Source organism: Curtobacterium sp. NPDC090223 (assembly GCF_044746585.1).
Classification (GTDB): Bacteria; Actinomycetota; Actinomycetes; order Actinomycetales; family Microbacteriaceae; genus Curtobacterium.
Genome location: NZ_JBIVCN010000007.1, coordinates 115529 through 136830 on the forward strand (window position 1 = coordinate 115529; position 21302 = coordinate 136830).

Genomic DNA, 21302 nt, shown 5'->3' on the forward strand with positions numbered 1-21302 from the left:
GTCGCCTAGGCGATGCTCCAACGTGTTCCGGACGAAGTGTCCTCGATCGTGATGCCCGCGGCGGCGAGGTCGTCGCGCACGCGGTCGGCCGTGGTGAAGTCGCGCGATGCCCTGGCGTCCGAACGCTCCTGCACGAGGCGTTCGACGAGGGCGGCGAGCGGTGCGGCGGAGGTGTCCTGGCCGGCACCCGGCCAGTGGGACGCCCGCGGGTCGATGCCGAGCACCTCCACCATGGCGGCCACCTGATGGTACGCGGTCCCGAGCGCTTCCGCATCGTCCGCGTCCAGGGCGGCGTTCCCGGCCCGGACGGTCTCGTGCAGCACGGCGAGCGCCTGGGGCACCGAGAGGTCGTCGTCCATCGCGGCGGCGAAGGCGTCGGGCACGCCGGGGGCGTCGGCGAGCGACACGCCCTCGAGTCGAGCGGCAGCACGGCCGAGGAAGCCCGAGATCCGGTCGAGCGCCGCCTCTGCCTCGCGCAGCGACCCCTCGTGGTGGTCGATGGTGGAGCGGTAGTGCGCGGCGCCGAGGAAGTAGCGGACGACGACCGGAGCCGCGGAACCGAGGAAGTCCGCCGCGAAGATCGAGTTGCCGAGCGACTTCGACATCTTCTGACCGCCGACGGTGACCAGGCCGTTGTGCATCCAGTACGTCGCGAAGGGGTCCCCGGCGGCGGTGGACTGGGCGAGCTCGTTCTCGTGGTGCGGGAACCGGAGGTCGAGTCCGCCGCCGTGGATGTCGAACGCCGGCCCGAGGTACCGCCGGGACATCGCGGAGCACTCGATGTGCCATCCCGGGCGCCCGGCTCCCCACGGGGAGTCCCACGACGCGGTCGACGGTTCGCCGTCCTTCGCACCCTTCCACAGGGCGAAGTCGCGGGCGTCGCGCTTGCCTCGGGGGTCGGCGTCGGCGGCCTCGACCATGTCCTCACGGCGCTGCCGGGTCAGCTCGCCGTACGAGGCCCAGCTGCCGGTGTCGAAGTAGACGTCGCCGGAGCCGTCGGCCGCGGGGTAGGCGTGCCCGCGCTCGATCAGCCGGGCGATGATGTCCTGCATCTGCGGGATGCTCGCGGTCGCGCGGGGCTCGTACGTCGGCGGCAGGATGCCGAGCGCGGCGTACCCGGCACTGAACTCGAGCTCGACGCGGTACGCCCGCGCCCACCACGGCTCGTCGGTGCCCGCGGCCAGGTCGAGCACCTTGTCGTCGATGTCCGTCACGTTCCGGACCAGGGTGACGTGGTACCCACGGTGCGTGAGCCAGCGCCGCCAGATGTCGTAGACCAGGGCCGAGCGGAGGTGCCCGATGTGCGGCGAGGACTGGACCGTCGGCCCGCACACGTACATGCTCACGTGTCCGTCGACCAGGGGGACGAGGTCGACGACGTCTGCGGCACGGGAGTCGTAGAGGCGAACGGTCACGGCCCCAAGCCTAGACGGCGACCCGCGCGGGTTTCAGGAGGCGTGCACCAGTGCCGTCGCGATCGCGGTGAGCCCCTCGCCGCGGCCGGTGAACCCGAGCCCGTCGGTCGTCGTACCGGACACCGCGACCGGGGCCCCGACGACCGCTGCGAGTGCGTCCTGCATCTCGACCCGGCGGGCGCCGATGCGCGGACGGTTCCCGATCACCTGGACGGTGACCGACGACGGCGTCAGCCCGGCGTCGGCGAGGGCCCGGACGGCGCCGCGGATGAAGACGTCTCCAGAAGCACCGGCGTACGTCGGGTCCGACGTGCCGAAGCGCCCGCCGATGTCCCCGAGCCCGCCGGCGGAGAGCAGGGCGTCACAGACCGCGTGCGCGACCGCGTCGCCGTCGCTGTGTCCGGCGAGACCGGGCTCCCCCGGGAAGTCGAGCAGCCCGACGCGGCACGGTGACGCCGGATGGAACGCGTGCACGTCGACGCCGAGCCCGACCCGCACGCCGAGCACGCCACCCGCCCCGACGGCTCCGACCCGCGACGACACGATCGACGACGCCCGCTGCAGGTCCCACGCGGTCGTGATCTTGAATGCGTCGGCGTCTCCTGGGATGACCCGGACGGTGCCACCGGCGGCCTGGAACACCCCGGCGTCGTCGGTCGCGGACTGCGTCGACACCGCGTACGCGTCCCGCAGCGCGGCGAGCGGGAAGCCCTGCGGTGTCTGCACCCCGACGAGCGAGGACCGGTCCACGGTCGTCACCACCACGTCACCGGCGACCTGCTTCACGGTGTCCGTGACCGGGAGCGCCGGGACGACACCCGCACCGGAGGACTCGACGGCGTCGAACACCGCGGCGAACTGCGATGCGGGCGTCAGGCACCGGGCGGCGTCGTGCACGAGCACCGTCTCCACCGACGCGGGCAACGCGGCGAGACCGGCCTGGACCGAGGCGTGCCGGTCCTCCCCGCCCGCGACGACCGCCGTGTACCCGACGGCCACGCCGGCGACGGCGTCGACGAGTTCGGTGCACGCAGCGAGCAGGGAAGCCGGCGCCACCACGACGACGTACGTCGGGGACGGCAGCGTGAACAGGGGCGCCAGAGCCCGCGCGAGCATGACCTGCCCGGCGACGGGGACGAACGCCTTGGCCGTGCCCATGCCGAGCCGCGTGCCCGACCCCGCTGCAACGACGACGACCCCACGGACCGCTGGGGTCTGTGGGGTCGTCGTGTGGCTGGTGCTCACGCCCGGATCTGGATGGGCACGATCAGGAAGCGAGGACCTCGTCGAGGACGGTCGATGCCTTGTCCTCGTCGGTCTTCTCCGCGAGCGCGAGCTCGGAGATCAGGATCTGGCGGGCCTTGGCGAGCATCCGCTTCTCACCCGCCGAGAGACCGCGGTCCTGGTCGCGGCGCCACAGGTCGCGAACGACCTCGGACACCTTGATGACGTCTCCCGAAGCGAGCTTCTCGAGGTTCGCCTTGTAGCGGCGAGACCAGTTCGTGGGCTCTTCGGTGAACGGTGCGCGCAGCACTTCGAAGACCTTGTCGAGGCCTTCCTTGCCGATCACATCGCGGACGCCGACCAGGTCGACGTTGTCCGCCGGTACCTCGATCGTCAGGTCACCCTGCGTGACACGCAGCTTCAGGTAGACCTTTTCCTCGCCCTTGATGACTCGCGTCTTGACTTCAGAGATGGTTGCCGCCCCGTGATGGGGGTAGACGACGGTCTCGCCGACCTCGAATTGCATGTATCAAGCTCCGTTCCGCAACACTCAGTTTACCACAAGCGGAATTCGGGTAAGGGGGGCCGGCGACCACGAGCGCTCCCAGGTGATCGCTAAGATGGGGGCGTGCTGGACCAGACGGCCGGCGCATCGTGATCTTCGGAGGAATCTCTTGCGAGCTCGGGTACTCGTGTCCGTCGCCGTTGCGGCAACCATCGCGCTCGGTGCAACCGGCTGCGAGTTCATCTCGCCGGCGCAGACCAAGGAGATCAAGCAGATCACCGACGGCGTCAACGTCACGACGGGCAAGATCGACGTCCGCAACGCGCTGATCATCTCCGACGGCAAGGACGACGACGCGCGCTTCGTCGGCACGCTGATCAACAACAGCGGCACCGGCCGGACCGTCACGATCGAGGTCGGCGACGCCTCCGACACCGTCCGGGTCCCCGCGAACACCCACGTGGACCTCGCCAACTCGCCGAGCGACTCGAGCAGCGCCGACTCGAGCGTCCAGAGCGGCTCCGAGACGCAGGGCACCAGCGCCGGCACCTCGGACGACGTCGTCTTCTCCGGCGCCGACATCGAGCCGGGCTCGCTCGTCAAGGTCTACTTCTCCTACCCCGGCGCCGAGGGCGTCTCGGCGAACGTGCCGGTCCTCACCAGCGCCCAAGAGGAGTACCAGACCCTCGCACCGACCCCCACCCCGACGGTGACGCTCCCCGTCGAGACCCCGTCGGCGACGCCGACGGACAGCGCGACCGCGACCCCCGCCGGCTAGGCACGGCAGGTCCACCAGACGCAACCGACCGGAGGCCCGGTGCGGGTCCCAGGGACTCGCACCGGGCCTCCGGTCCGTCGCGTTCTCAGGCCTCGATGCGGTACCCCAGACCGCGCACGGTGACCAGCACCTCCGGTGCCGACGGCACCCGCTCGATCTTCGAGCGGATCCGCTTGATGTGCACGTCGAGCGTCTTCGTGTCGCCGAAGTAGTCCGAGCCCCACACCCGGTCGATGAGCTGCCCGCGGGTGAGCACCCGGCCGGCGTTCCGGAGCAGCAGCTCGAGGAGCTCGAACTCCTTGAGCGGCATCGGCGTCTCGGAGCCGTCGACGGACACCGTGTGGCGCTCGACGTCCATCTTGATCCCGCCGACCTGCAGCACGCCGCTGTCCGCCGGGTCGTCCTCGGTGCGCCGCCGCAGCACCGCGCGCATCCGGGCGAGGAGCTCCCGGGTCGAGTACGGCTTCGTCACGTAGTCGTCCGCGCCGAGCTCGAGCCCGACGACGATGTCCACCTCGGAGTCCTTCGCCGTCAGCATGATGATCGGGGCGTTCGACCGCGTGCGGATCTGCCGGCAGACCTCGGTGCCGGAGAGCCCCGGCAGCATCAGGTCGAGCAGGACCAGGTCGGGGTTCTCGCTGTCGAACTTCGACAGCGCGGTGACGCCGTCGGCAGCGACGGCGGTCTCGTAGCCCTCCCGCTGCAGGAGGAACTCCAGGGGCTCACTCAGGGCCGGCTCGTCGTCGACGATGAGGATCTTGGTCACGATGGCTGCTCTTCCCGTTGCTCTTCGAGTGCTGTGGTCAGTTCGGTGTCCGCCTCGGGCAGGCGGATGGTGAAGGTCGAGCCCTTGCCGGGCTGCGACCAGACGCGCACGTCGCCGCCGTGGTTGCCGACGACGTGCTTCACGATCGCGAGGCCGAGGCCGGTGCCGCCGGTGGCGCGCGAGCGTGCGGGGTCGACGCGGTAGAATCGCTCGAACACCCGGTCGAGGTCCGCCTCCGGGATCCCGACGCCCTGGTCGGTCACGGCGATCTCGACGAACCCCTTGGAGTTCCGGACGCCGACACCGACGCGGGTGTTGTCCGGGGAGTACTTGACCGCGTTCGCGATGAGGTTCGACACCGCGACCTGCAGGAGTCCGGGGTCGCCCATCACCCGGAGCTTGGACTTCTTCGCGCGGACGAGCTCGATGTCGCGGGCGCGGGCGACGACCTCGTTCGCGTCGACAGCGGCCTGCACGACCTTGTCGATCGAGATCTCCTCGCTGGAGTCGAGCGTGTCGACGGACTGCAGCCGGGAGAGCTCGATGATGTCCTTCGTCAGCGCACCGAGCCGCTCGGACTCGGTGATGAGCTGTCCGGCGAACTTCCGCACGTGGTCGGGGTCGTCCGCGGCGGCGACGAGCGTCTCCGACAGCAGGCCGATGGCGCCGATCGGGGTCTTCAGCTCGTGCGAGATGTTGGCGACGAAGTCCCGTCGGACCTCGTCGATGCGCCGCGACTCGGTGAGGTCGTCGGCGGTCAGGAGCACGTAGCGGTTCCCGAGCTGGGCGGCCCGGAAGCTGAGGTAGCCGACGAGCTCCCCACGACGTCCGCGCGGGAGCTCGAGGTCCTCTGCCCCCATCTCGCCGCTCGCACGGACCCGGTCCACCAGGTCGAGGAGCTCCTGGTGCACGAGCCGGCGCCGGATCACCAGCCCGACCGTGAGCGCCTGCGGGGACGCGGCGACGACGGTGTTCGAGGGGTCGACGACCACGGCGGGGTTGTGCATCGTGGCGATGACCGCAGCGACGCCGTCCGGCAGGGTGCGCTCGGCGACGTCAGCTGCCCGTGCCGTGCGCTCGGCCGTGATGATGAGCCCGACGACACCCGCGCCGAAGACCCCGCCGAGGAGCATCGACAGTGGCACGAGCCACGCGTTGTCCATGCCGCCAGTGTAGGAGTGGACACACGGGGTTCCGGCACCGTTCACCCCGGTTCCCGAGCACTGCCGCAGGCCATCGCGAAGCGTTCAGTCCCAGGTCACCGTTCGTTCACCTGGGGTGACGACACTCTCCCGGTACGCATCAGAGAGGCCATCCCCCATGCGCGAAGTGTTCCAGCAGGAACTCCAGGACGTCCAGGAGCGTCTGACCGAGATCGCCGGACTCGTCGAGTCGGCGATCAGCCGGGCGACCGAGGCGTTCACCGAGTCGGACGTCGCCCTCGCCGACGAGGTGATCGCCGACGACGCGAAGATCGACGAGGCCGCACAGAGCCTGGACGAGATCGCGATCGACATCCTGGCGCGCCAGGCGCCGGTCGCCCGCGACCTCCGCGTCGTGGTGACCGCGCTCCGCGTCAGCTCGTCGCTCGAGCGGATGGGCGACATGGCCGAGCACATCGCGCAGCTCGCCCGCCAGCGGTTCCCCGAGAAGGTCGTCCCGAAGGGCCTCCGCGGCACCTTCAAGAAGATGGGCCAGCACGACGTCGCGATGGCGCAGAAGCTGACGCGCCTGCTCGCCACCGAGGACATCCAGCTCGCCGAGGAGATCCGCGACGAGGACGACGCCGTCGACGAACTCCACGCCAGCGTCTTCGACTTCGTGCTCGGCGAAACGTGGAAGGGCGCCCCGGTCGACACCGTGGACGCCACGCTCGCGTCCCGGTACCACGAGCGGTTCGCGGACCACGCGGTGTCGATCGCGAAGAAGGTGCAGTACCTGGCGACGGGCGACTGGGCCGGCGCGAACGCCAACGTCTGACCGAGGGTTCTCTGCCAGGATCGTGACATGGCCCAGGTCGCGATCATCGTCAACGGCATGCCCGGTTCCGGCAAGAGCACGGTCGGCGCCGCCCTCGCCGAGGTGCTCGGCTGCCCCTTCCTCTCGAAGGACCGGATCAAGGAACCCCTGGCGGACATCGCCGGCCCGATGATCGCCTCGCGTCCGCTCGGCGCCATCGCGATGACCACGATGTGGGCGATGGCCGGAGCGGTGGAGAACGGGGTCGTCCTCGACGCCGTCTGGCTGCCGTCCCGTGACCGCGCCTTCCTGGAGGCCGGGCTCGCGTCCGCAGGGTCGCCTCGCGCCGTCGAGGTGTGGTGCGACGTCGACCACGCGACCGCCGTGGAGCGGCTGACGGACCGGTACGACCCGGGTTCACCCGTGCGTCACGAGGTGCACGGCGACCTGGCGGACATCCTGGCGTTCTGGGACGAGCACGGCCCCACCGCCGGACCGATCGGCCTCGGGCCGGTCGTCCGCGTCGACACCACGGCGCAGTACGACGTCGGCGAGCTCGTGCAGGAGATCGCGTCGCACTTCGTCTGAGCGCAGCACGAACGAGCGCCCCGCCCGTTCCCGGGCGGGGCGTTCGTTCGTCGTCCTACTTCTTGGCGCCCTGCGCGGCGACCGCGGCGGCACCGGCGGCGGCGGCTTCGGGGTCGAGGTAGCGCGACGGCCCGGTCGGACGGAACTCGTCGTCGAGTTCGTACACGAGCGGGATGCCCGTCGGGATGTTGAGCCCGGCGATGTCGTCGTCGGAGATGCCGTCGAGGTGCTTCACGAGCGCGCGGAGCGAGTTGCCGTGCGCCGTGACGAGGACGGTCTTGCCCGCGCCGAGGTCCTTCGTGATGTCGGACTCCCAGTAGGGCAGCAGCCGCTCGATGACGAGCTTGAGCGACTCGGTGCGCGGCAGCGCGTCGCCGAGGTCGGCGTAGCGGCGGTCGCCGTGCTGCGACCACTCGGCGTCGTCCGCGATGGGGGGCGGCGGGACGTCGAACGAACGACGCCACTCCATGAACTGTTCCTCGCCGTACTGCTCGAGCGTCTGGGCCTTGTCCTTGCCCTGCAGGTCGCCGTAGTGGCGCTCGTTGAGGCGCCAGTCGCGCTTCACCGGCAGCCATGCGAGGTCGGCCTCGAGCAGGGCGATGTCGGCGGTCTGGATCGCGCGGGTCAGGAGCGAGGTGTACAGGACGTCGGGGACGATGCCGGACTCGGCGATGAGCTCGCCGGCGCGCTTCGCCTCCTTCTCGCCCAGCTCGGAGAGCCGGACGTCGACCCAACCGGTGAACAGGTTCTTCTGGTTCCAGTCACTGTTGCCGTGACGGAGCAGGACGAGCGTGGAGGTCATGCTCCGAAGTCTACCGAGCGCCGTGCTCCCTTTACCCTTGGGGGATGCCCATCGGGAACGTCACGCGCGGTACCACCGGGTACAACCGGCTCCGCCGCGTGGACCGGTGGATCGCCACCCTCCCGGCACTCCGGCGCACGTCGGACCCCCTGGTCGCGGACGTCGGGTACGGCGCGAGCCCGACGACGACGCTCGAGCTGCGGGACCGGCTGGCCCGCGTCCGGCCCGACGTCGAGGTGACGGGGATCGAGATCGAGCCCTCGCGCGTGGCCCTGGCGAACGCCGGCACCCGCGACGGCGTCACGTTCCGGCTCGGTGGCTTCGAGACCCCGACGCCCGGCGGCCGTCGACCCGCCGTGATCCGGGCGTTCAACGTGCTGCGCCAGTACGACGAGTCCCAGGTGGCCGAGTCGTGGCGGATCATGCAGGACCGCCTGCAGCCCGGTGGCGCACTGGTCGAGGGGACCTGCAACGAGGTCGGACGGGTGGCGTCCTGGATCACGCTCGACGACCGGGAGGCGCACACGTTCACGGTGTCGCTGCGGCTCGCTGGCCTCGACGTGCCGAGCATCGTCGCGGAGCGGCTGCCGAAGGCCCTCATCCACCGGAACGTCCCCGGCGAGCGCGTGCACGAGTTCCTGCGCGACCTCGACCTGGCGTGGGCGATCGCGGCCCCGCTCGGCACGTACGGGCCCCGGCAGCGGTGGCTCGCCGCGGTGGCGGGCATGCGCGACCGCGGCTGGCCGGTGCTGCACGGCACGACGCGGTGGCGCCTCGGCGAGCTCAGCGTCCCCTGGTCCGCCGTCGCTCCGGCCTAGTCGTCCTCGGCCGGTCGGATCCGGATCGACACCCGGTGCGTCACGCCGACGTCGTGGAGCGTCGCGAGGAGATGATCAGCGGCAGCCGCGCAACGATCGAGGTCCCAGGTCGGGAGCACCATCGTGAGCTCGATGGCGCCGCCCCCTGTTGCCGGTCGGCGCCGCGGCGCGAGCCACGGACCGAATGCTCCCCCGGCCAATCGGTCCTCGAGGTCATCGGACCAATCGACGCCGACGATCCGAGCAACGACGGTCCGCCGAGCTGCCAACGGCCACGCCTCGGACCACGCGGCACCCCCGACGGCGATCGACCGCAGGCCGGCTCGAGGAGCCGCGCTGACGTCGATCGCGTCGATCCGCACGACGTACATCGTCCGGAGGGCATCGGACATCGCGGCCACCATGGCTTGGAGGGGAGCCGACAGCTCCAGGGCCCGGGGCAGATCGGCCTCGATCCGGGCGATCACTCCGTCGATGTCGGCGACACCGAGGCCCACCTCCGGCTGTTCATCAGAACGGCCGCCATCCGATGTCGTGAACCACGGGACAGCGAGCCCGAACACCTGCAGGCGACCCCAGACGAGATCCCACAGCTCCAGCTCCGGAGGGAGCCCGGCCCGCCTGTCGAACTGCCCGTGTACCTCGATCCGTGTCGACACGTCACGCACTCCTCAGCCGCACGCCAACACGACGGGCGCGGACGTGTGCTTGTTCGACGGATCGGCCATCCCGAGCACGTCGACGTCGACCCAGTGCCGGTACGTCTTCTTCGCCGACCCCGTACAGGTGTACCGGGTCACCGTGCGGTTCGCCGAACCGCCTCCGGCCCACACCGTCTTCACCCCACGGGATCCGACGTTGGTCCAAGTGCTGCCGGACTTGCGCTGTAGCTGCGTCGTGACGACGGCCTTCCGTCCCGCGCAACCGACGATGTTCGTCCACCACGCATGCGCCGAGGCCGTCGACGGCGGCGTTGCCGACCGGTGCACCCGGTCCCCGGCCATGCCGAACACGCAGACGTTCGCGCGCGGGGTCGGGTCGGTGCTCTGCCGTGTTTCGGAGTCCGGATCGACCGAGGGAGGAGCGGCCGCACCGAGGAGCCCTGGGAAGGCGGCCGCAGCCACGATCAGGGCGATGATCGAACGAGCTGACATGGACGGCTCCAATCGGGGAGGGACTGGAGCGAGCCTGGCATCGTGACGGTGAAACGTCAAACATCAGTTTCGCTTGACGGCTCCCAGGCGGGGCAGACGGGGCACGTCGGCGGTGGCGCCGGCCTCGGGCGGGACGATGGTCTCCTGCGCCGCCGTCACGACGACGTCGTCCGCCGTCAGCGTGAGCACGGCCGTGGGGTCGAGGGAGCGCTTCACGACCGCGAGCCCGATCGGCCCGAGCTCGTGGTGGATCGCCGAGGCCGCGAGCCGCCCGACGTCCTTGCCGTCGAGCGTCACCGGGGTGCCGGGCGCCGGCAGGACCGCGTCCGACCCGTCGAGGTGCAGCATCACGACGCGGCGCGGCGGGTGCCCGAGGTTGTGGACCTTGGCGACGGTCTCCTGTCCCCGGTAGCACCCCTTGCTCAGGTGCACGGCGGAGCGGAGCCAGTCGAGCTCGTGCGGGATCGTCCGCTCGTCGACGTCGGTGAGGACCGGACGCCACGCGGCGATGCGCAGGGCGTCGAACGCCAGGATCCCTGCTGCGGGCCGGTCGGACGCGACCAGGGCGGTCGCGGCGTCGGAGGCGACCACGGCGATCCGCAGCGTCCAGTCGGAGCCGGGATGGGCCTCCAGGCTGGCGTAGCCCCACCCACCGGGCGTGACGGACGACCACGGGTCGACCCACTCGACGACCGCACCGTCGACGGGCGCAGCACCGGCGAACGAACCGACGGTCACGAAGGAGCCCGACTGGTCGAGCACCTCGACGCGGAGCATGAACCGCATCGAGGAGAGCCATGCGGCGAGGGGCGCGGCGTCGGCCGGCTCCGTCAGCAGCCAGGTGGTGGCGCCGTCGTCGACGACCCGTGCCGCGTGCTCGACGCGACCGGACTGGTCGAGCACGAGCGTCTCGCTGCTGACACCGGGTGCGAGCCCGAGCAGCAGCTGGGACGTGATCGAGTTGAGCCACGACAGGCGGTCCGGGCCGGTGACGGTCACGACACCGAGGCCGAGCTCCACGACCGCGCGGCCGTCCGCGAGTGCACGCTGCTCACCGAGCGGGTTGCCGAAGTGCGCCGCCGGACCGAGGTCCGACGCGACGAAGCCGTCGCGCGCCGCGAAGACCGAACCAGCGGAGGGCGACATCAGTCGACCTTCGCGAGCTGCCCCGAGGCGTGGGAGGTGAGTTCCCGGCCGAGCGCGGCGATGTCCCACGCCCAGAAGAGCTTGCCCTCGACCAGGCCGTACAGCCGGGTCGCGGCGGAGTAGTCCTTCGCGTTCACGGAGCGCATCACGGCGTCCGTCGCGAGGTCGATCCGGCCCTTGCGGACCTGCCCGACGTAGAGCTCGTTGACGCCCGTCGGGTGGATGATCGCCGCCTCGACGTCGAAGCCGTCGTTCGTGTTGCGCAGTGCCTCGACGCTCTGCGTGGTGGTGAACGGCACGGTGCCCTCGCCGAGGAGCATTGCCGGGCCGCGGTCACCGGGCTCGGACGGCCGGTCGAGGCGCCAGTAGCCCATCTCCGCGGCGAGCGGCGTGTGCGCTTCGTCGAGGAGCCACGTCGTGGAGGAGTAGTTGAGGTACGGCAGGCCGTCGTGACTGAAGCTCACGCGCTGGCCGAACTCGTAGTTGCGGACGTCGGGCTCGTCACCCTCGCCGACGGGGTACTCCACGACGCCGGTGCCCTCCCAGACGCCGACGAGCCAGGACAGGGGGACGAGTTCGGGCGCGAGGCCCTCCGGCAGTTCGATCAACGCTGACCCTTGAACAGCTTCACGACGACGGTCACCGAGACGAACGCGATGGCGAGCGACGCCAGGCCGAGGAGACCGACGTAGAACAGCTCGAGCGCTAGCAGCGAATCCATGCCGCCGAGTCTACGCGGAGCGGCTCAACGCGCCAGGAGCACCACGGCGGTGACGAGGACGACGACGAAGGACCCGGACGAGGCGATGCTGATCCGTTCGACCAGGCCGTCCTTCGTGGCGGTGATGAGCTGCAGCACGAAGCTGACCAGCACCGACGCCACGAACACCAGGAGCAGCCACGCGAAGGAGTCCTTCTCGGTGAGCGTCAGGACGAGCACGGCGCCGAGGACGGAGAGCAGCCAGACGGGCAGCACCGACGTCAGCTTCAGGCGGCGCTGGTCTGCGGGCGGGACGGGCTCGGTCACCACCCCATCATTGCAGGCGCGTCGGGGACACTTGTCGGGCATCACTAGGATGTCTCCACGACGTCTTCCCACTGGAGGTCCTGTGGCACAGCTCCTGGTACTCACTTCGGCTGCGCCCGGCGACGTCCTGCCGAGCCTCGGCCTCCTGAGCCACCGGATCCGCCACGTGCCGGCCGAAGCCGCGCAGTTGGTGAACGCACCGCAGAGCGACCTGATGTTCGTGGACGCCCGCACCGACCTGGTCAGCGCGAAGGCCCTGTGCAAGATCCTCGCCACGTCCGGCTCGACGACGCCCATCGTGCTCGTCGTCACCGAGGGCGGGCTGACCGCCGTCAACAGCGAGTGGAACATCGACGACGTGGTGCTCGAGAGCGCCGGCCCGGCCGAGGTCGACGCCCGCATCCGCCTCAGCGCCGGTCGTGCCGCCAAGAACCAGACCGGGTCGAAGATCCAGGCCTCCGGCGTCGTCATCGACGAGGCCAGCTACTCGGCGAAGGTCCGCGGGAAACCGCTCGACCTCACCTTCAAGGAGTTCGAGCTCCTCCGCTTCTTCGCCACGCACCCGTCGCGGGTCTTCACGCGCGAACAGCTGCTCTCCGAGGTGTGGGGCTACGACTACTTCGGTGGCACCCGCACCGTCGACGTGCACGTCCGGCGACTCCGCGCCAAGCTCGGCGACCTCGAGTCGCTCATCGGCACGGTCCGGAACGTCGGCTACCGCTTCAACGTCTACGACGACGAAGCCGAACGCCTGATGGGCCAGTAGGTGCCCGACCTCAGCCGCTTCGTCGTCCCGGGAGAACCCCCGCCCTTCTCCGACCAGACCCTGGTCGACGTGCGCGCCGGGCGCGCGGTCCTGCTGGAGGAACCCGACGGGGTCGCGGTGGTCCGGGACGGCGAGTTGGAACTCGTGGTCCGCCTGGAGGCCCGTGGCCAGGGCATCGGGACACGGCTCGTCGACCGGGCGCTCGCCCTGGGCGGGGCTGCGCCGCGGCTGGCCTGGGCGCACGGGGACAGCCCGGCGGCACGCGCGATCGCGACGCGGTACGGCTGGGCCGCCACCAGGACGCTGCTGCAGCTGCGCGCGGCGGTGCCGACGTCGGAACCCGACCAACTCCGTGAGCTCGGTCTCCCCGCCGGCTCCACCCTCACCGCGTTCCGGACCGGAACGGACGAGGCCGCGTGGCTCGACCTCAACGCCGTGGCGTTCGCGTCGCACCCCGAACAGGGATCGATGACCCTCGACGACCTCCGCGCCCGCCAGGCAGAGCCGTGGTTCGACGCCGACGACCTGCTGCTGCTCCGCGACGCGTCCGGGGCACTCGCCGGGTCGTGCTGGCTCAAGGTCGAGGACGGGATCGGCGAGTTCTACGCCGTCGCCGTGCGCCCGGACCTGCAGGGGCAGGGGCTCGGTGGCGTCCTGATGCGCGCCGGGTACGCCCGCCTGCACACGAAGGGCATCAGCACGGCGGCGCTCTACGTCGAGGGCGACAACGAGCCGGCGCTGGCGCTCTACCGCCGGTCCGGGTTCACCCAGCACGCGATCGACGTGCAGTACGCCGCACCCTGACCCGCGACGGTTGTCCACACCCCCCGCGACGGCAGCAGCCGGGTGGCAGGATGAGCACATGGACACCGAACCGCAGCTCGACGGCGAATCCGTCTCGCACGACCTCGACGACTTCGACGAGGTCGTGGAGGTCGAGCACGAGTCGCTGCCGACGGACCGGTACTTCGACCGCGAGATCAGCTGGCTGCGGTTCAACCAGCGCGTGCTCGAACTGGGAGAGGACCGGACGGTCCCCCTGCTCGAACGCGCCAACTTCCTGGCGATCTTCGCGTCCAACCTCGACGAGTTCTTCATGGTCCGGGTGGCCGGGCTGAAGCGTCGCATCGACACCGGCATCGCGGTGCCCACGAACGTCGGCCGGGCACCGAGCGACGTGCTCCGGGACATCGCGAAGAAGGCGCACGAGCTGCAGGACCGGCACGCGCAGGCGTTCATCGGCTCGCTGAAGCCCGACATGGACGCCGCCGGCATCCACATCGAGCACTGGTCCGACCTGGCCGAGGCCGACCGGCTCCGGATGCGCGAGTACTTCGCCGAGCAGATCTTCCCGGTGCTGATGCCCCTCGCGGTGGACCCCGCGCACCCGTTCCCGTACATCTCCGGGCTGTCGCTCAACCTCGCGGTGCGCGTGCGCAACCCGAAGTCGCAGCGGCAGGAGTTCGCGCGCCTCAAGGTGCCGCAGAACTTCTCCCGGCTGATCAAGCTGCCGGACGACAACTCCGGGCGGATGCGGTTCATCCCGCTCGAGGACCTCATCGCCAACCACCTCGACGACCTCTTCCCGGGGATGGAGGTCCTCGAGCACCACGTGTTCCGCGTCACCCGCAACGAGGACGTCGAGATCGAGGAAGACGAGGCCGAGAACCTCATCCAGGCGCTCGAACGCGAACTCCTCCGTCGCCGCTTCGGCCCGCCGATCCGGCTCGAGATCACCGAGGACATGGACCCGGTGACGCTCGACCTGCTCGTCCGAGAACTCGACATCACCGAACAAGAGGTCTACCGCCTGCCGTCGCCGCTCGACCTCGGCTGCCTGTTCGAGATCTCGAAGATCAGCCGGCCCGACCTGCACTACCCCAAGCACGTCCCGACCACCCCGGTGCAGTTCCAGCCGGGCGAGCCGAACACGAAGCCCGACCTCTTCCGCGCGATCGCCGCGAAGGACGTCCTCGTGCACCACCCGTACGAGTCCTTCGCGACGAGCGTCCAGGCCTTCCTCGAGCAGGCAGCGGCCGACCCGCACGTGCTCGCGATCAAGCAGACGCTGTACCGCACCTCGGGCGACTCCCCCATCGTGGAAGCCCTGATCGACGCGGCCGCCGCCGGCAAGCAGGTCCTGGCGCTCGTGGAGATCAAGGCCCGCTTCGACGAGCAGAACAACATCACGTGGGCCCGCAAGCTCGAGAAGGCCGGCGTGCACGTGGTCTACGGGCTCGTCGGGCTGAAGACGCACTCGAAGCTCGTGCTCGTCATCCGGCAAGAGGGCGGGACGCTCAAGCACTACAGCCACATCGGGACGGGCAACTACAACCCGAAGACCTCGCGCATCTACGAGGACATGGGGCTGTTCACCGCGGACGACGTCGTGGGCAAGGACCTCACGCGCCTGTTCAACGAGCTCTCCGGGTACGCGATCGAGAAGAAGTTCAAGCGTCTGCTCGTCGCCCCGCTGCACCTGCGGAAGGGCCTGCTCAAGCGGATCCAGGTCGAGGCGGACAACGCCCGCGCCGGCAAGCCCTCCGGCATCCGCATCAAGGTGAACTCGATGGTCGACGAACAGATCATCGACGCGCTCTACCTCGCCAGCCAGGCCGGCGTCCCGATCGACGTCTGGGTCCGCGGCATCTGCTCCCTGAAGCCCGGCATCGAGGGCGTCAGCGAGACCATCCGGGTGCGCAGCGTCGTCGGGCGCTACCTCGAGCACTCGCGGGCGTTCGCGTTCCACAACGACGGCGACCCCTTCATCTTCATCGGCAGCGCCGACATGATGCACCGCAACCTGGACCGCCGCGTCGAGGCCCTGGTGCGCCTGTCCGAGCCGGCCCACATGAACGAGGTCACCGAGATGTTCGACCTGGCGATGGCCGAGACGACGAGTTCGTGGCACCTCGAGTCCGACGGCGAATGGACGCGCCACTCCACGGACGACGACGGCCGCCCCCTCGACGACGTGCAGAATGTCCTCATGCGGAACATCTCGTCCCGGAAGCGCTCCACTCGGTGAGCGGGGGACCAACGGGTCCCGTCCTCGCGGCGGGAGCGGTCCTCTGGCGTGAGCAGGACGGTGTCCCGCTCGTGCTCCTGATCCACCGCGAGCACCACAAGGACGTCTCCTTCCCGAAGGGCAAGGTCGACCCGGGCGAAGCCGTGCCGACCGCCGCCGTCCGCGAGATCGACGAGGAGACGGGCTACCGCGTCCACCTCGGCGCTCCGCTCGGCTCGGCCGAGTACGTGCTGCCGAACGGCCGCGACAAGGTCGTGCACTACTGGGCCGCGCGGGTCTCCCCGAAGGAGCACCAGCGGGCCGGGAAGTTCACGCCCAACGACGAGGTCGCCGCGATCGAGTGGGTGACCATCGACGACGCCCGCGCTCGCCTGACCTACGCGCGGGACGTCGAGATCCTCGACCGCTTCGCCGACCGAGCGACCGCGGGGACGCACGACACGTTCGCCCTGATCGCCCTCCGGCACGCCAAGACGACCCCCGGCTCCGACTGGCACGGCCCGGACGCCACCCGGCCGCTCCTGCCCGTCGGCCGGTCGCAGGCCAAGGCGGTGGCCTCACCCGTCGCCGCGTACGGCCCGCGCAAGATCATCAGCAGCACGGCGGCACGGTGCCTCGCGACCGTCGAGCCGCTCTCCGACCGGATCAAGGTCGGCGTCTCGAGCACGCCGGACATCAGCCAGGACGCCCACGACCAGGGCTCGGCGGACGTCAAGGGCGTCGTGCGGAAGCGCATCACCAAGGGCAAGACCGCCGTGCTGTGCTCGCACGGCCCGGTGCTGCCCGAGATCATCGCCCGGATCGCCACCGACACCGCGGACGACACCGCCCGCTTCGACCTCCGTCGTGCCGCGATGCTCTCCGTGGGGGACTTCGCCGTGATGCACATCGCCGACGGCCGGCTCGTCGCGGTGGAGACGCACCGCAACCCGGTCTCGTCCTAGCGCGCACAGCCGCCTGACCCCGCCACCTGGCGGGGTCCTCCGTCGTGCCCGGGCCGAGCCGGGCCTCCTGTCCGATCCCCCGGAGCCGGGACAACCCTCGTTCACCTTCCGTTCACCGGCGAGCGTGATCCCGGTCACTTCGTGTCCCTACAGTCGCTCGCGGGTCGGCACCGGCCCGCGGGACCACCAAGGGTCCCACCTGCACTCCACCCCCGAAGGGACCCCTGTGAACATCAAGCGAATCGGCACGGTCGCGGCAATCGCGATCGCCGGCGCGGTCGTGCTCTCCTCGTGCGCGGCGAACGAAGGCGGCGCGGGCAGCACCACGTCGGCCTCGGCCTCGGGTGTCGACTACTCGAAGCTCTCCGGCACGCTCACCGGTTCGGGCTCCTCCGCCCAGCAGACCGCCGAGGCCACGTGGGCCGCCGGCTTCCAGGACCAGGCCTCGAACGTCACGGTGAACTACTCGCCCGACGGCTCCGGTGCCGGCCGCAAGAACTTCATCTCGGGTGCCGCGGACTTCGCCGGCTCCGACGCCGCGCTGTCCGACGACGAGCTCTCCGGCTCCTTCGGCCTCTGCGCCGCGGACTCGAAGGCCATCGACATCCCGGTGTACATCTCGCCGATCGCGATCGCCTACAAGGTCGACGGCGTCTCGGACCTGACGCTCGACGCGAAGACCATCGCGGGCATCTTCTCCGGCAAGATCACCAAGTGGAACGACTCGCAGATCGCGGACCTCAACAAGGACGCCGACCTGCCGGACGCCAACATCACGGTCGTGCACCGCTCCGACGACTCGGGCACCACGCAGAACTTCTCCGAGTACGTCTCGGCGAACGCCAGCGACGTGTGGACCGAGGCGCCCAGCCAGACCTTCCCGTACCAGGTCGGCGACAGCGCGAAGGGCACCTCGGGTGTGGCCTCGGCCATGCAGGGCGCCTCGAACGCGATCACCTACATCGACGACTCGGGCGCGGGTGACCTCGACAAGGCCAAGCTCATGGTCGGCGACACCGCCACCAAGATCTCCGCTGACGGTGCCGCTCAGGTCGTCGCCGACTCCGAGGTGGCCTCGGGTCGCGAGACGAACGACCTCGCGATCGACATCGACCGCAAGGACACCGCCAAGGGCGCATGGCCCCTGGTCCTCGTCTCCTACGCCATCGCGTGCCAGGAGTACAAGGACTCGGCCAAGGCCGACCTCGTCAAGTCGTACCTGACCTACGTGGTCTCGGACGACGCCCAGAAGGCCGCCGCGACGGAGGCCAAGTCGGCCGCCCTCTCGAGCGACCTCGCGAAGAAGGCCGCCACCGCGGTCGCGTCCATCAAGTAACACCTCCTGAGAGCCCGGATGCCGGTCCGACACCCCCGACCGGCATCCGGGCACTTCCCCGTCTCCCGACAGGAGTCCCACCTCCCATGACGACCGCACCCCTGCAGCAAGGGTCATCGATCACCACGCCGAAGCCGAAGGCCGTCGTGCGTGTCGGCGACCGTGTCTTCTCCGCCGCCTCGGTCATCTCCGGCGGCCTCATCCTGGTGGTGCTCGCCCTCGTCGCGGCGTTCCTCGTCTGGCAGAGCATCCCCGCCTTCACCGCGAAGGCCGGCGAGCTCCCGAACCAGGCCGCCAACTTCTGGGACTACGTCGGTCCGCTCGTCTTCGGCACCGTCTGGTCCGCGTTCCTCGCGCTGGTCTTCGCCGTCCCGCTGTCCCTCGGGATCGCGCTCTTCATCTCGCACTTCGCGCCGCGTCGCATCGCGCCGGTGCTCGGCTACGTGATCGACCTGCTCGCCGCGGTCCCCTCCGTCGTCTACGGGCTCTGGGGCATCGTCGTCCTGGCCCGCTTCGTGCAGCCGTTCTACGCCTTCCTCAACGAGTACTTCGGCTGGATCCCGCTGTTCTCCGGCCAGATCTCCGGCACCGGTCGCACCATCCTGACCGCAGCGATCGTGCTCGCCGTGATGGCCATCCCGATCATGACCGCCGTCATGCGCGAGATCTTCCTGCAGGCGCCGACCCTCAACGAAGAGGCCGCGCTCGCCCTCGGTGCCACGCGCTGGGAGATGATCCGGCTGTCGGTCCTGCCGTTCGCGAAGTCCGGCATCGTCTCCGCGATCATGCTCGGCCTCGGTCGTGCGCTCGGCGAGACGATGGCGATCGCCCTGGTGCTGTCGGTGTCCACGAAGGTCACCTTCAACCTGATCGGCTCGCTCAACCCCTCGACGATCGCCGCGAACATCGCCCTGCAGTTCGCCGAGGCGTCCGGAACGGCCCTGAACGCGCTCATCGCCTCGGGTCTGATCCTCTTCGTCATCACCCTGGTCATCAACATGCTCGCGCGGTACATCGTCCGCCGGCGCGTCAGCTGAGAGGTCGCACCCCGATGTCCCTCGCACTCCGGTCCAACGGCGGCAACGTCTTCGCCAACGGCAAGCTGCACAAGTCCGTGCCGTGGCTGCTCCTCGTCGGCAGCTGGGTCGCCCTGGCCCTGGTCTTCGCCCTGCTCAACGCCGGCGGCTCGGTGAAGGACTTCAACGTCGTCGCCGCGCTGTTCCTCGGCACGGTCCTCTTCGACGTCCTGATCGTGGTCGTCTCCCGGATCGTCGAGGGCGGACGCAAGGCCGTCGACCGCCTGGTCACCTCGCTCGTGGTCACCGCGTTCGTCATCGCCGTGCTGCCGCTGGTGTCGCTGCTCTACACGGTGCTCGCCGACGGTCTCGCCCGGTTCGACGCCGCGTTCTTCTCGTACTCGATGCGCGGGGTCATCTCGGTCGGCGGCGGTGCGCTCCACGCCCTCATCGGCACGCTCGAAATCACGCTGTTCGCGGCGCTGATCAGCGTCCCGATCGGCCTGCTCACCTCGATCTACCTCGTCGAGTACGGCCGTGGGGCGCTCGCCCGCGGGATCACCTTCTTCGTCGACGTCATGACGGGCATCCCGTCGATCGTCGCCGGGCTCTTCGCCTACTCGCTCTTCGCGCTGTTCCTCGGCCCTGGTGCCCGCTTCGGCCTGGTCGGCTCGGTCGCCCTCGCGGTGCTGATGATCCCGATCGTCGTGCGGTCCACCGAAGAGGTCCTGAAGATCGTGCCGATGGAGCTCCGCGAGGCCTCGTACGCGCTCGGGGTGCCGAAGTGGCTCACCATCATCAAGGTCGTGCTCCCCACGTCCCTGGCCGGCATCACGACGGGCGTCATGCTCGCCATCGCCCGCGTCATCGGTGAGACCGCTCCCCTGCTCGTCACGGCCGGGTTCACCACGAGCATGAACTACGACCTGTTCGGCAACCCGATGATGACGCTGCCGGTGTTCGCGTACACGCAGTACTCGCAGCAGGGCGCCAACCCGGTCCCGTTCGTCGACCGGGCATGGACCGCCGCGCTCGTGCTCATCCTCATCGTGATGGTCCTGAACCTGCTCGCGCGGTTCATCACCCGTCTCTTCGCCCCCAAGCTGTCGCGCTAGCGCGCGTTCGTCCACCAGGAAGAGGAACACCGTGTCCAAGCGCATCGAGGTCGACGGCCTCAACGTCTACTACTCGAAGTTCAAGGCGGTCGAGGGCGTCGACATGACGATCGAGCCCCGCACCGTGACCGCGTTCATCGGCCCGTCCGGTTGCGGCAAGTCGACCTTCCTCCGCACGCTCAACCGCATGCACGAGGTCATCCCCGGCGCCTACGTCGAGGGCTCGGTCAAGGTCGACGGTGACGACCTGTACGCCCCCGGTGTCGACCCGGTGATCGTCCGACGCCAGGTCGGCATGGTCTTCCAGCGGCCGAACCCGTTCCCCACGATGAGCATCAAGGACAACGTGCTCGCGGGCGTGAAGCTCAACAACAAGCGCATCTCCCGCTCCGAGGCGGACGACATCGTCGAGCGCTCCCTGCAGGGCGCGAACCTCTGGAACGAGGTCAAGGACCGCCTCGACAAGCCCGGCATGGGGCTCTCCGGCGGGCAGCAGCAGCGCCTGTGCATCGCACGGGCGATCGCCGTGCAGCCCGACGTGCTGCTCATGGACGAGCCGTGCTCGGCGCTCGACCCGATCTCGACCCTGGCGATCGAGGACCTCATCGAGGAGCTCAAGAAGGACTTCACGATCGTGATCGTGACGCACAACATGCAGCAGGCGTCGCGCGTCAGCGACAAGACGGCGTTCTTCAACATCGCCGGCACTGGGGCGCCGGGGAAGCTCATCGAGTTCGACGACACCGCGACGATGTTCTCGAACCCGTCCGTGCAGGCCACCGAGGACTACGTCTCGGGGCGCTTCGGCTGATCCCCGGGCGGGCGCTCGGGCGGGCGGGCGTGTGCGCCCGTCGTTCGCGCCCGTGTGCGCTCGTCGTGCGTGCGCATGTTCCGACACGGCAGGAGTCGATCGAC

At 69.9% G+C, this 21302-nt stretch carries 23 protein-coding genes; 12 read left to right on the forward strand and 11 right to left on the reverse strand.

What is annotated here, in order from left to right:
- Nucleotides 1–5: 5 nt before the first annotated feature.
- Genes cysS through ACIPJY_RS17085 form a run of 3 tightly spaced genes read right to left on the reverse strand, consistent with a single transcriptional unit; the run spans nucleotide 6 to nucleotide 3165 of the window.
- The gene (gene cysS / locus ACIPJY_RS17075) at nucleotides 6–1415 is read right to left on the reverse strand and encodes a cysteine--tRNA ligase (protein WP_400466729.1); all 1410 of its coding nucleotides are present in this window, start codon (nucleotides 1413–1415) and stop codon (nucleotides 6–8) included.
- A 33-nt stretch (nucleotides 1416–1448) separates the two neighbouring features.
- Complete coding sequence (gene ispD, locus ACIPJY_RS17080) at nucleotides 1449–2660, reverse strand: 2-C-methyl-D-erythritol 4-phosphate cytidylyltransferase (RefSeq protein WP_400466726.1); 1212 nt, start codon at nucleotides 2658–2660, stop codon at nucleotides 1449–1451.
- A gap of 22 nt (nucleotides 2661–2682) precedes the next feature.
- A complete protein-coding gene (locus tag ACIPJY_RS17085) occupies nucleotides 2683–3165 on the reverse strand; it encodes a CarD family transcriptional regulator (RefSeq protein ID WP_017888066.1) in 483 nt (160 codons plus the stop codon).
- 148 nt (nucleotides 3166–3313) lie between these two features.
- Between ACIPJY_RS17085 and ACIPJY_RS17090 the strand changes: the two genes are divergently transcribed.
- Nucleotides 3314–3922 carry a hypothetical protein gene (locus ACIPJY_RS17090; protein WP_400466723.1) on the forward strand — a complete coding sequence of 203 codons (609 nt, stop codon included), beginning with the start codon at nucleotides 3314–3316 and terminating at the stop codon, nucleotides 3920–3922.
- Between the two features lie 85 nt (nucleotides 3923–4007).
- On the opposite strand, the gene ACIPJY_RS17095 is transcribed toward ACIPJY_RS17090, so the two are convergent.
- Together ACIPJY_RS17095 and ACIPJY_RS17100 are read right to left on the reverse strand one after the other, a co-directional pair.
- Nucleotides 4008–4688 carry a response regulator gene (locus ACIPJY_RS17095; RefSeq protein ID WP_400466721.1) on the reverse strand — a complete coding sequence of 227 codons (681 nt, stop codon included), beginning with the start codon at nucleotides 4686–4688 and terminating at the stop codon, nucleotides 4008–4010.
- The gene (locus ACIPJY_RS17100; protein ID WP_400466718.1) at nucleotides 4685–5851 is read right to left on the reverse strand and encodes a sensor histidine kinase; all 1167 of its coding nucleotides are present in this window, start codon (nucleotides 5849–5851) and stop codon (nucleotides 4685–4687) included. The genes ACIPJY_RS17095 and ACIPJY_RS17100 overlap by 4 nt, the downstream gene beginning before the upstream one ends.
- 157 nt (nucleotides 5852–6008) lie before the next feature.
- On the opposite strand from ACIPJY_RS17100, the gene phoU reads away from it, so the two are divergent.
- Both phoU and ACIPJY_RS17110 read left to right on the forward strand, forming a co-directional pair.
- Nucleotides 6009–6668: a phosphate signaling complex protein PhoU gene (gene phoU / locus ACIPJY_RS17105; RefSeq protein ID WP_400466715.1), complete on the forward strand. Its 660-nt coding sequence runs from the start codon at nucleotides 6009–6011 to the stop codon at nucleotides 6666–6668.
- 27 nt (nucleotides 6669–6695) lie between these two features.
- Nucleotides 6696–7235, forward strand: a complete 540-nt coding sequence (locus ACIPJY_RS17110; RefSeq protein WP_281265873.1) for an AAA family ATPase — start codon at nucleotides 6696–6698, stop codon at nucleotides 7233–7235.
- Nucleotides 7236–7290: 55 nt separating this feature from the next.
- Here ACIPJY_RS17110 and ACIPJY_RS17115 read toward each other — a convergent pair whose 3' ends face one another.
- Complete coding sequence (locus ACIPJY_RS17115) at nucleotides 7291–8037, reverse strand: phosphoglyceromutase (RefSeq protein WP_400466712.1); 747 nt, start codon at nucleotides 8035–8037, stop codon at nucleotides 7291–7293.
- A 44-nt stretch (nucleotides 8038–8081) separates the two neighbouring features.
- On the opposite strand from ACIPJY_RS17115, the gene ACIPJY_RS17120 reads away from it, so the two are divergent.
- Entirely contained in the window at nucleotides 8082–8855 is a 774-nt protein-coding gene (locus ACIPJY_RS17120) for a class I SAM-dependent methyltransferase (protein WP_400466709.1), read from the forward strand.
- Here ACIPJY_RS17120 and ACIPJY_RS17125 read toward each other — a convergent pair.
- From ACIPJY_RS17125 to ACIPJY_RS17145, 5 genes are all read right to left on the reverse strand, one after another.
- On the reverse strand, nucleotides 8852–9247 hold the full coding sequence (locus ACIPJY_RS17125; protein WP_400466707.1) for a hypothetical protein: 396 nt from the start codon (nucleotides 9245–9247) through the stop codon (nucleotides 8852–8854). The two genes, ACIPJY_RS17120 and ACIPJY_RS17125, sit on opposite strands and share 4 nt — an antisense overlap.
- Before the next feature lie 279 nt (nucleotides 9248–9526).
- Nucleotides 9527–10009: a hypothetical protein gene (locus ACIPJY_RS17130; RefSeq protein WP_400466704.1), complete on the reverse strand. Its 483-nt coding sequence runs from the start codon at nucleotides 10007–10009 to the stop codon at nucleotides 9527–9529.
- A 63-nt stretch (nucleotides 10010–10072) separates the two neighbouring features.
- Nucleotides 10073–11155 carry a YgfZ/GcvT domain-containing protein gene (locus ACIPJY_RS17135; protein ID WP_400466702.1) on the reverse strand — a complete coding sequence of 361 codons (1083 nt, stop codon included), beginning with the start codon at nucleotides 11153–11155 and terminating at the stop codon, nucleotides 10073–10075.
- On the reverse strand, nucleotides 11155–11763 hold the full coding sequence (locus ACIPJY_RS17140) for an FABP family protein (RefSeq protein ID WP_123656320.1): 609 nt from the start codon (nucleotides 11761–11763) through the stop codon (nucleotides 11155–11157). The genes ACIPJY_RS17135 and ACIPJY_RS17140 overlap by 1 nt, the downstream gene beginning before the upstream one ends.
- 137 nt (nucleotides 11764–11900) lie before the next feature.
- On the reverse strand, nucleotides 11901–12182 hold the full coding sequence (locus ACIPJY_RS17145) for a hypothetical protein (RefSeq protein WP_400466699.1): 282 nt from the start codon (nucleotides 12180–12182) through the stop codon (nucleotides 11901–11903).
- 82 nt (nucleotides 12183–12264) lie between these two features.
- On the opposite strand from ACIPJY_RS17145, the gene ACIPJY_RS17150 reads away from it, so the two are divergent.
- The 8 genes from ACIPJY_RS17150 (at nucleotide 12265) to pstB (ending at nucleotide 21198) form a co-directional block, all read left to right on the forward strand.
- On the forward strand, nucleotides 12265–12948 hold the full coding sequence (locus ACIPJY_RS17150) for a response regulator transcription factor (protein ID WP_123656322.1): 684 nt from the start codon (nucleotides 12265–12267) through the stop codon (nucleotides 12946–12948).
- The gene (gene mshD / locus ACIPJY_RS17155; protein WP_400466695.1) at nucleotides 12949–13752 is read left to right on the forward strand and encodes a mycothiol synthase; all 804 of its coding nucleotides are present in this window, start codon (nucleotides 12949–12951) and stop codon (nucleotides 13750–13752) included.
- Between the two features lie 58 nt (nucleotides 13753–13810).
- Nucleotides 13811–15976 carry an RNA degradosome polyphosphate kinase gene (locus tag ACIPJY_RS17160; RefSeq protein ID WP_400466692.1) on the forward strand — a complete coding sequence of 722 codons (2166 nt, stop codon included), beginning with the start codon at nucleotides 13811–13813 and terminating at the stop codon, nucleotides 15974–15976.
- Nucleotides 15973–16920 carry an NUDIX domain-containing protein gene (locus tag ACIPJY_RS17165; RefSeq protein WP_400466690.1) on the forward strand — a complete coding sequence of 316 codons (948 nt, stop codon included), beginning with the start codon at nucleotides 15973–15975 and terminating at the stop codon, nucleotides 16918–16920. The genes ACIPJY_RS17160 and ACIPJY_RS17165 overlap by 4 nt, the downstream gene beginning before the upstream one ends.
- Before the next feature lie 226 nt (nucleotides 16921–17146).
- Entirely contained in the window at nucleotides 17147–18256 is a 1110-nt protein-coding gene (gene pstS, locus ACIPJY_RS17170; protein WP_400466687.1) for a phosphate ABC transporter substrate-binding protein PstS, read from the forward strand.
- 86 nt (nucleotides 18257–18342) lie between these two features.
- Entirely contained in the window at nucleotides 18343–19293 is a 951-nt protein-coding gene (gene pstC / locus ACIPJY_RS17175) for a phosphate ABC transporter permease subunit PstC (RefSeq protein ID WP_400466684.1), read from the forward strand.
- 14 nt (nucleotides 19294–19307) lie between these two features.
- Nucleotides 19308–20387 carry a phosphate ABC transporter permease PstA gene (gene pstA, locus ACIPJY_RS17180; protein ID WP_400466681.1) on the forward strand — a complete coding sequence of 360 codons (1080 nt, stop codon included), beginning with the start codon at nucleotides 19308–19310 and terminating at the stop codon, nucleotides 20385–20387.
- A gap of 31 nt (nucleotides 20388–20418) precedes the next feature.
- Nucleotides 20419–21198: a phosphate ABC transporter ATP-binding protein PstB gene (pstB, locus tag ACIPJY_RS17185; RefSeq protein WP_123700813.1), complete on the forward strand. Its 780-nt coding sequence runs from the start codon at nucleotides 20419–20421 to the stop codon at nucleotides 21196–21198.
- Nucleotides 21199–21302 lie beyond the last annotated feature (104 nt).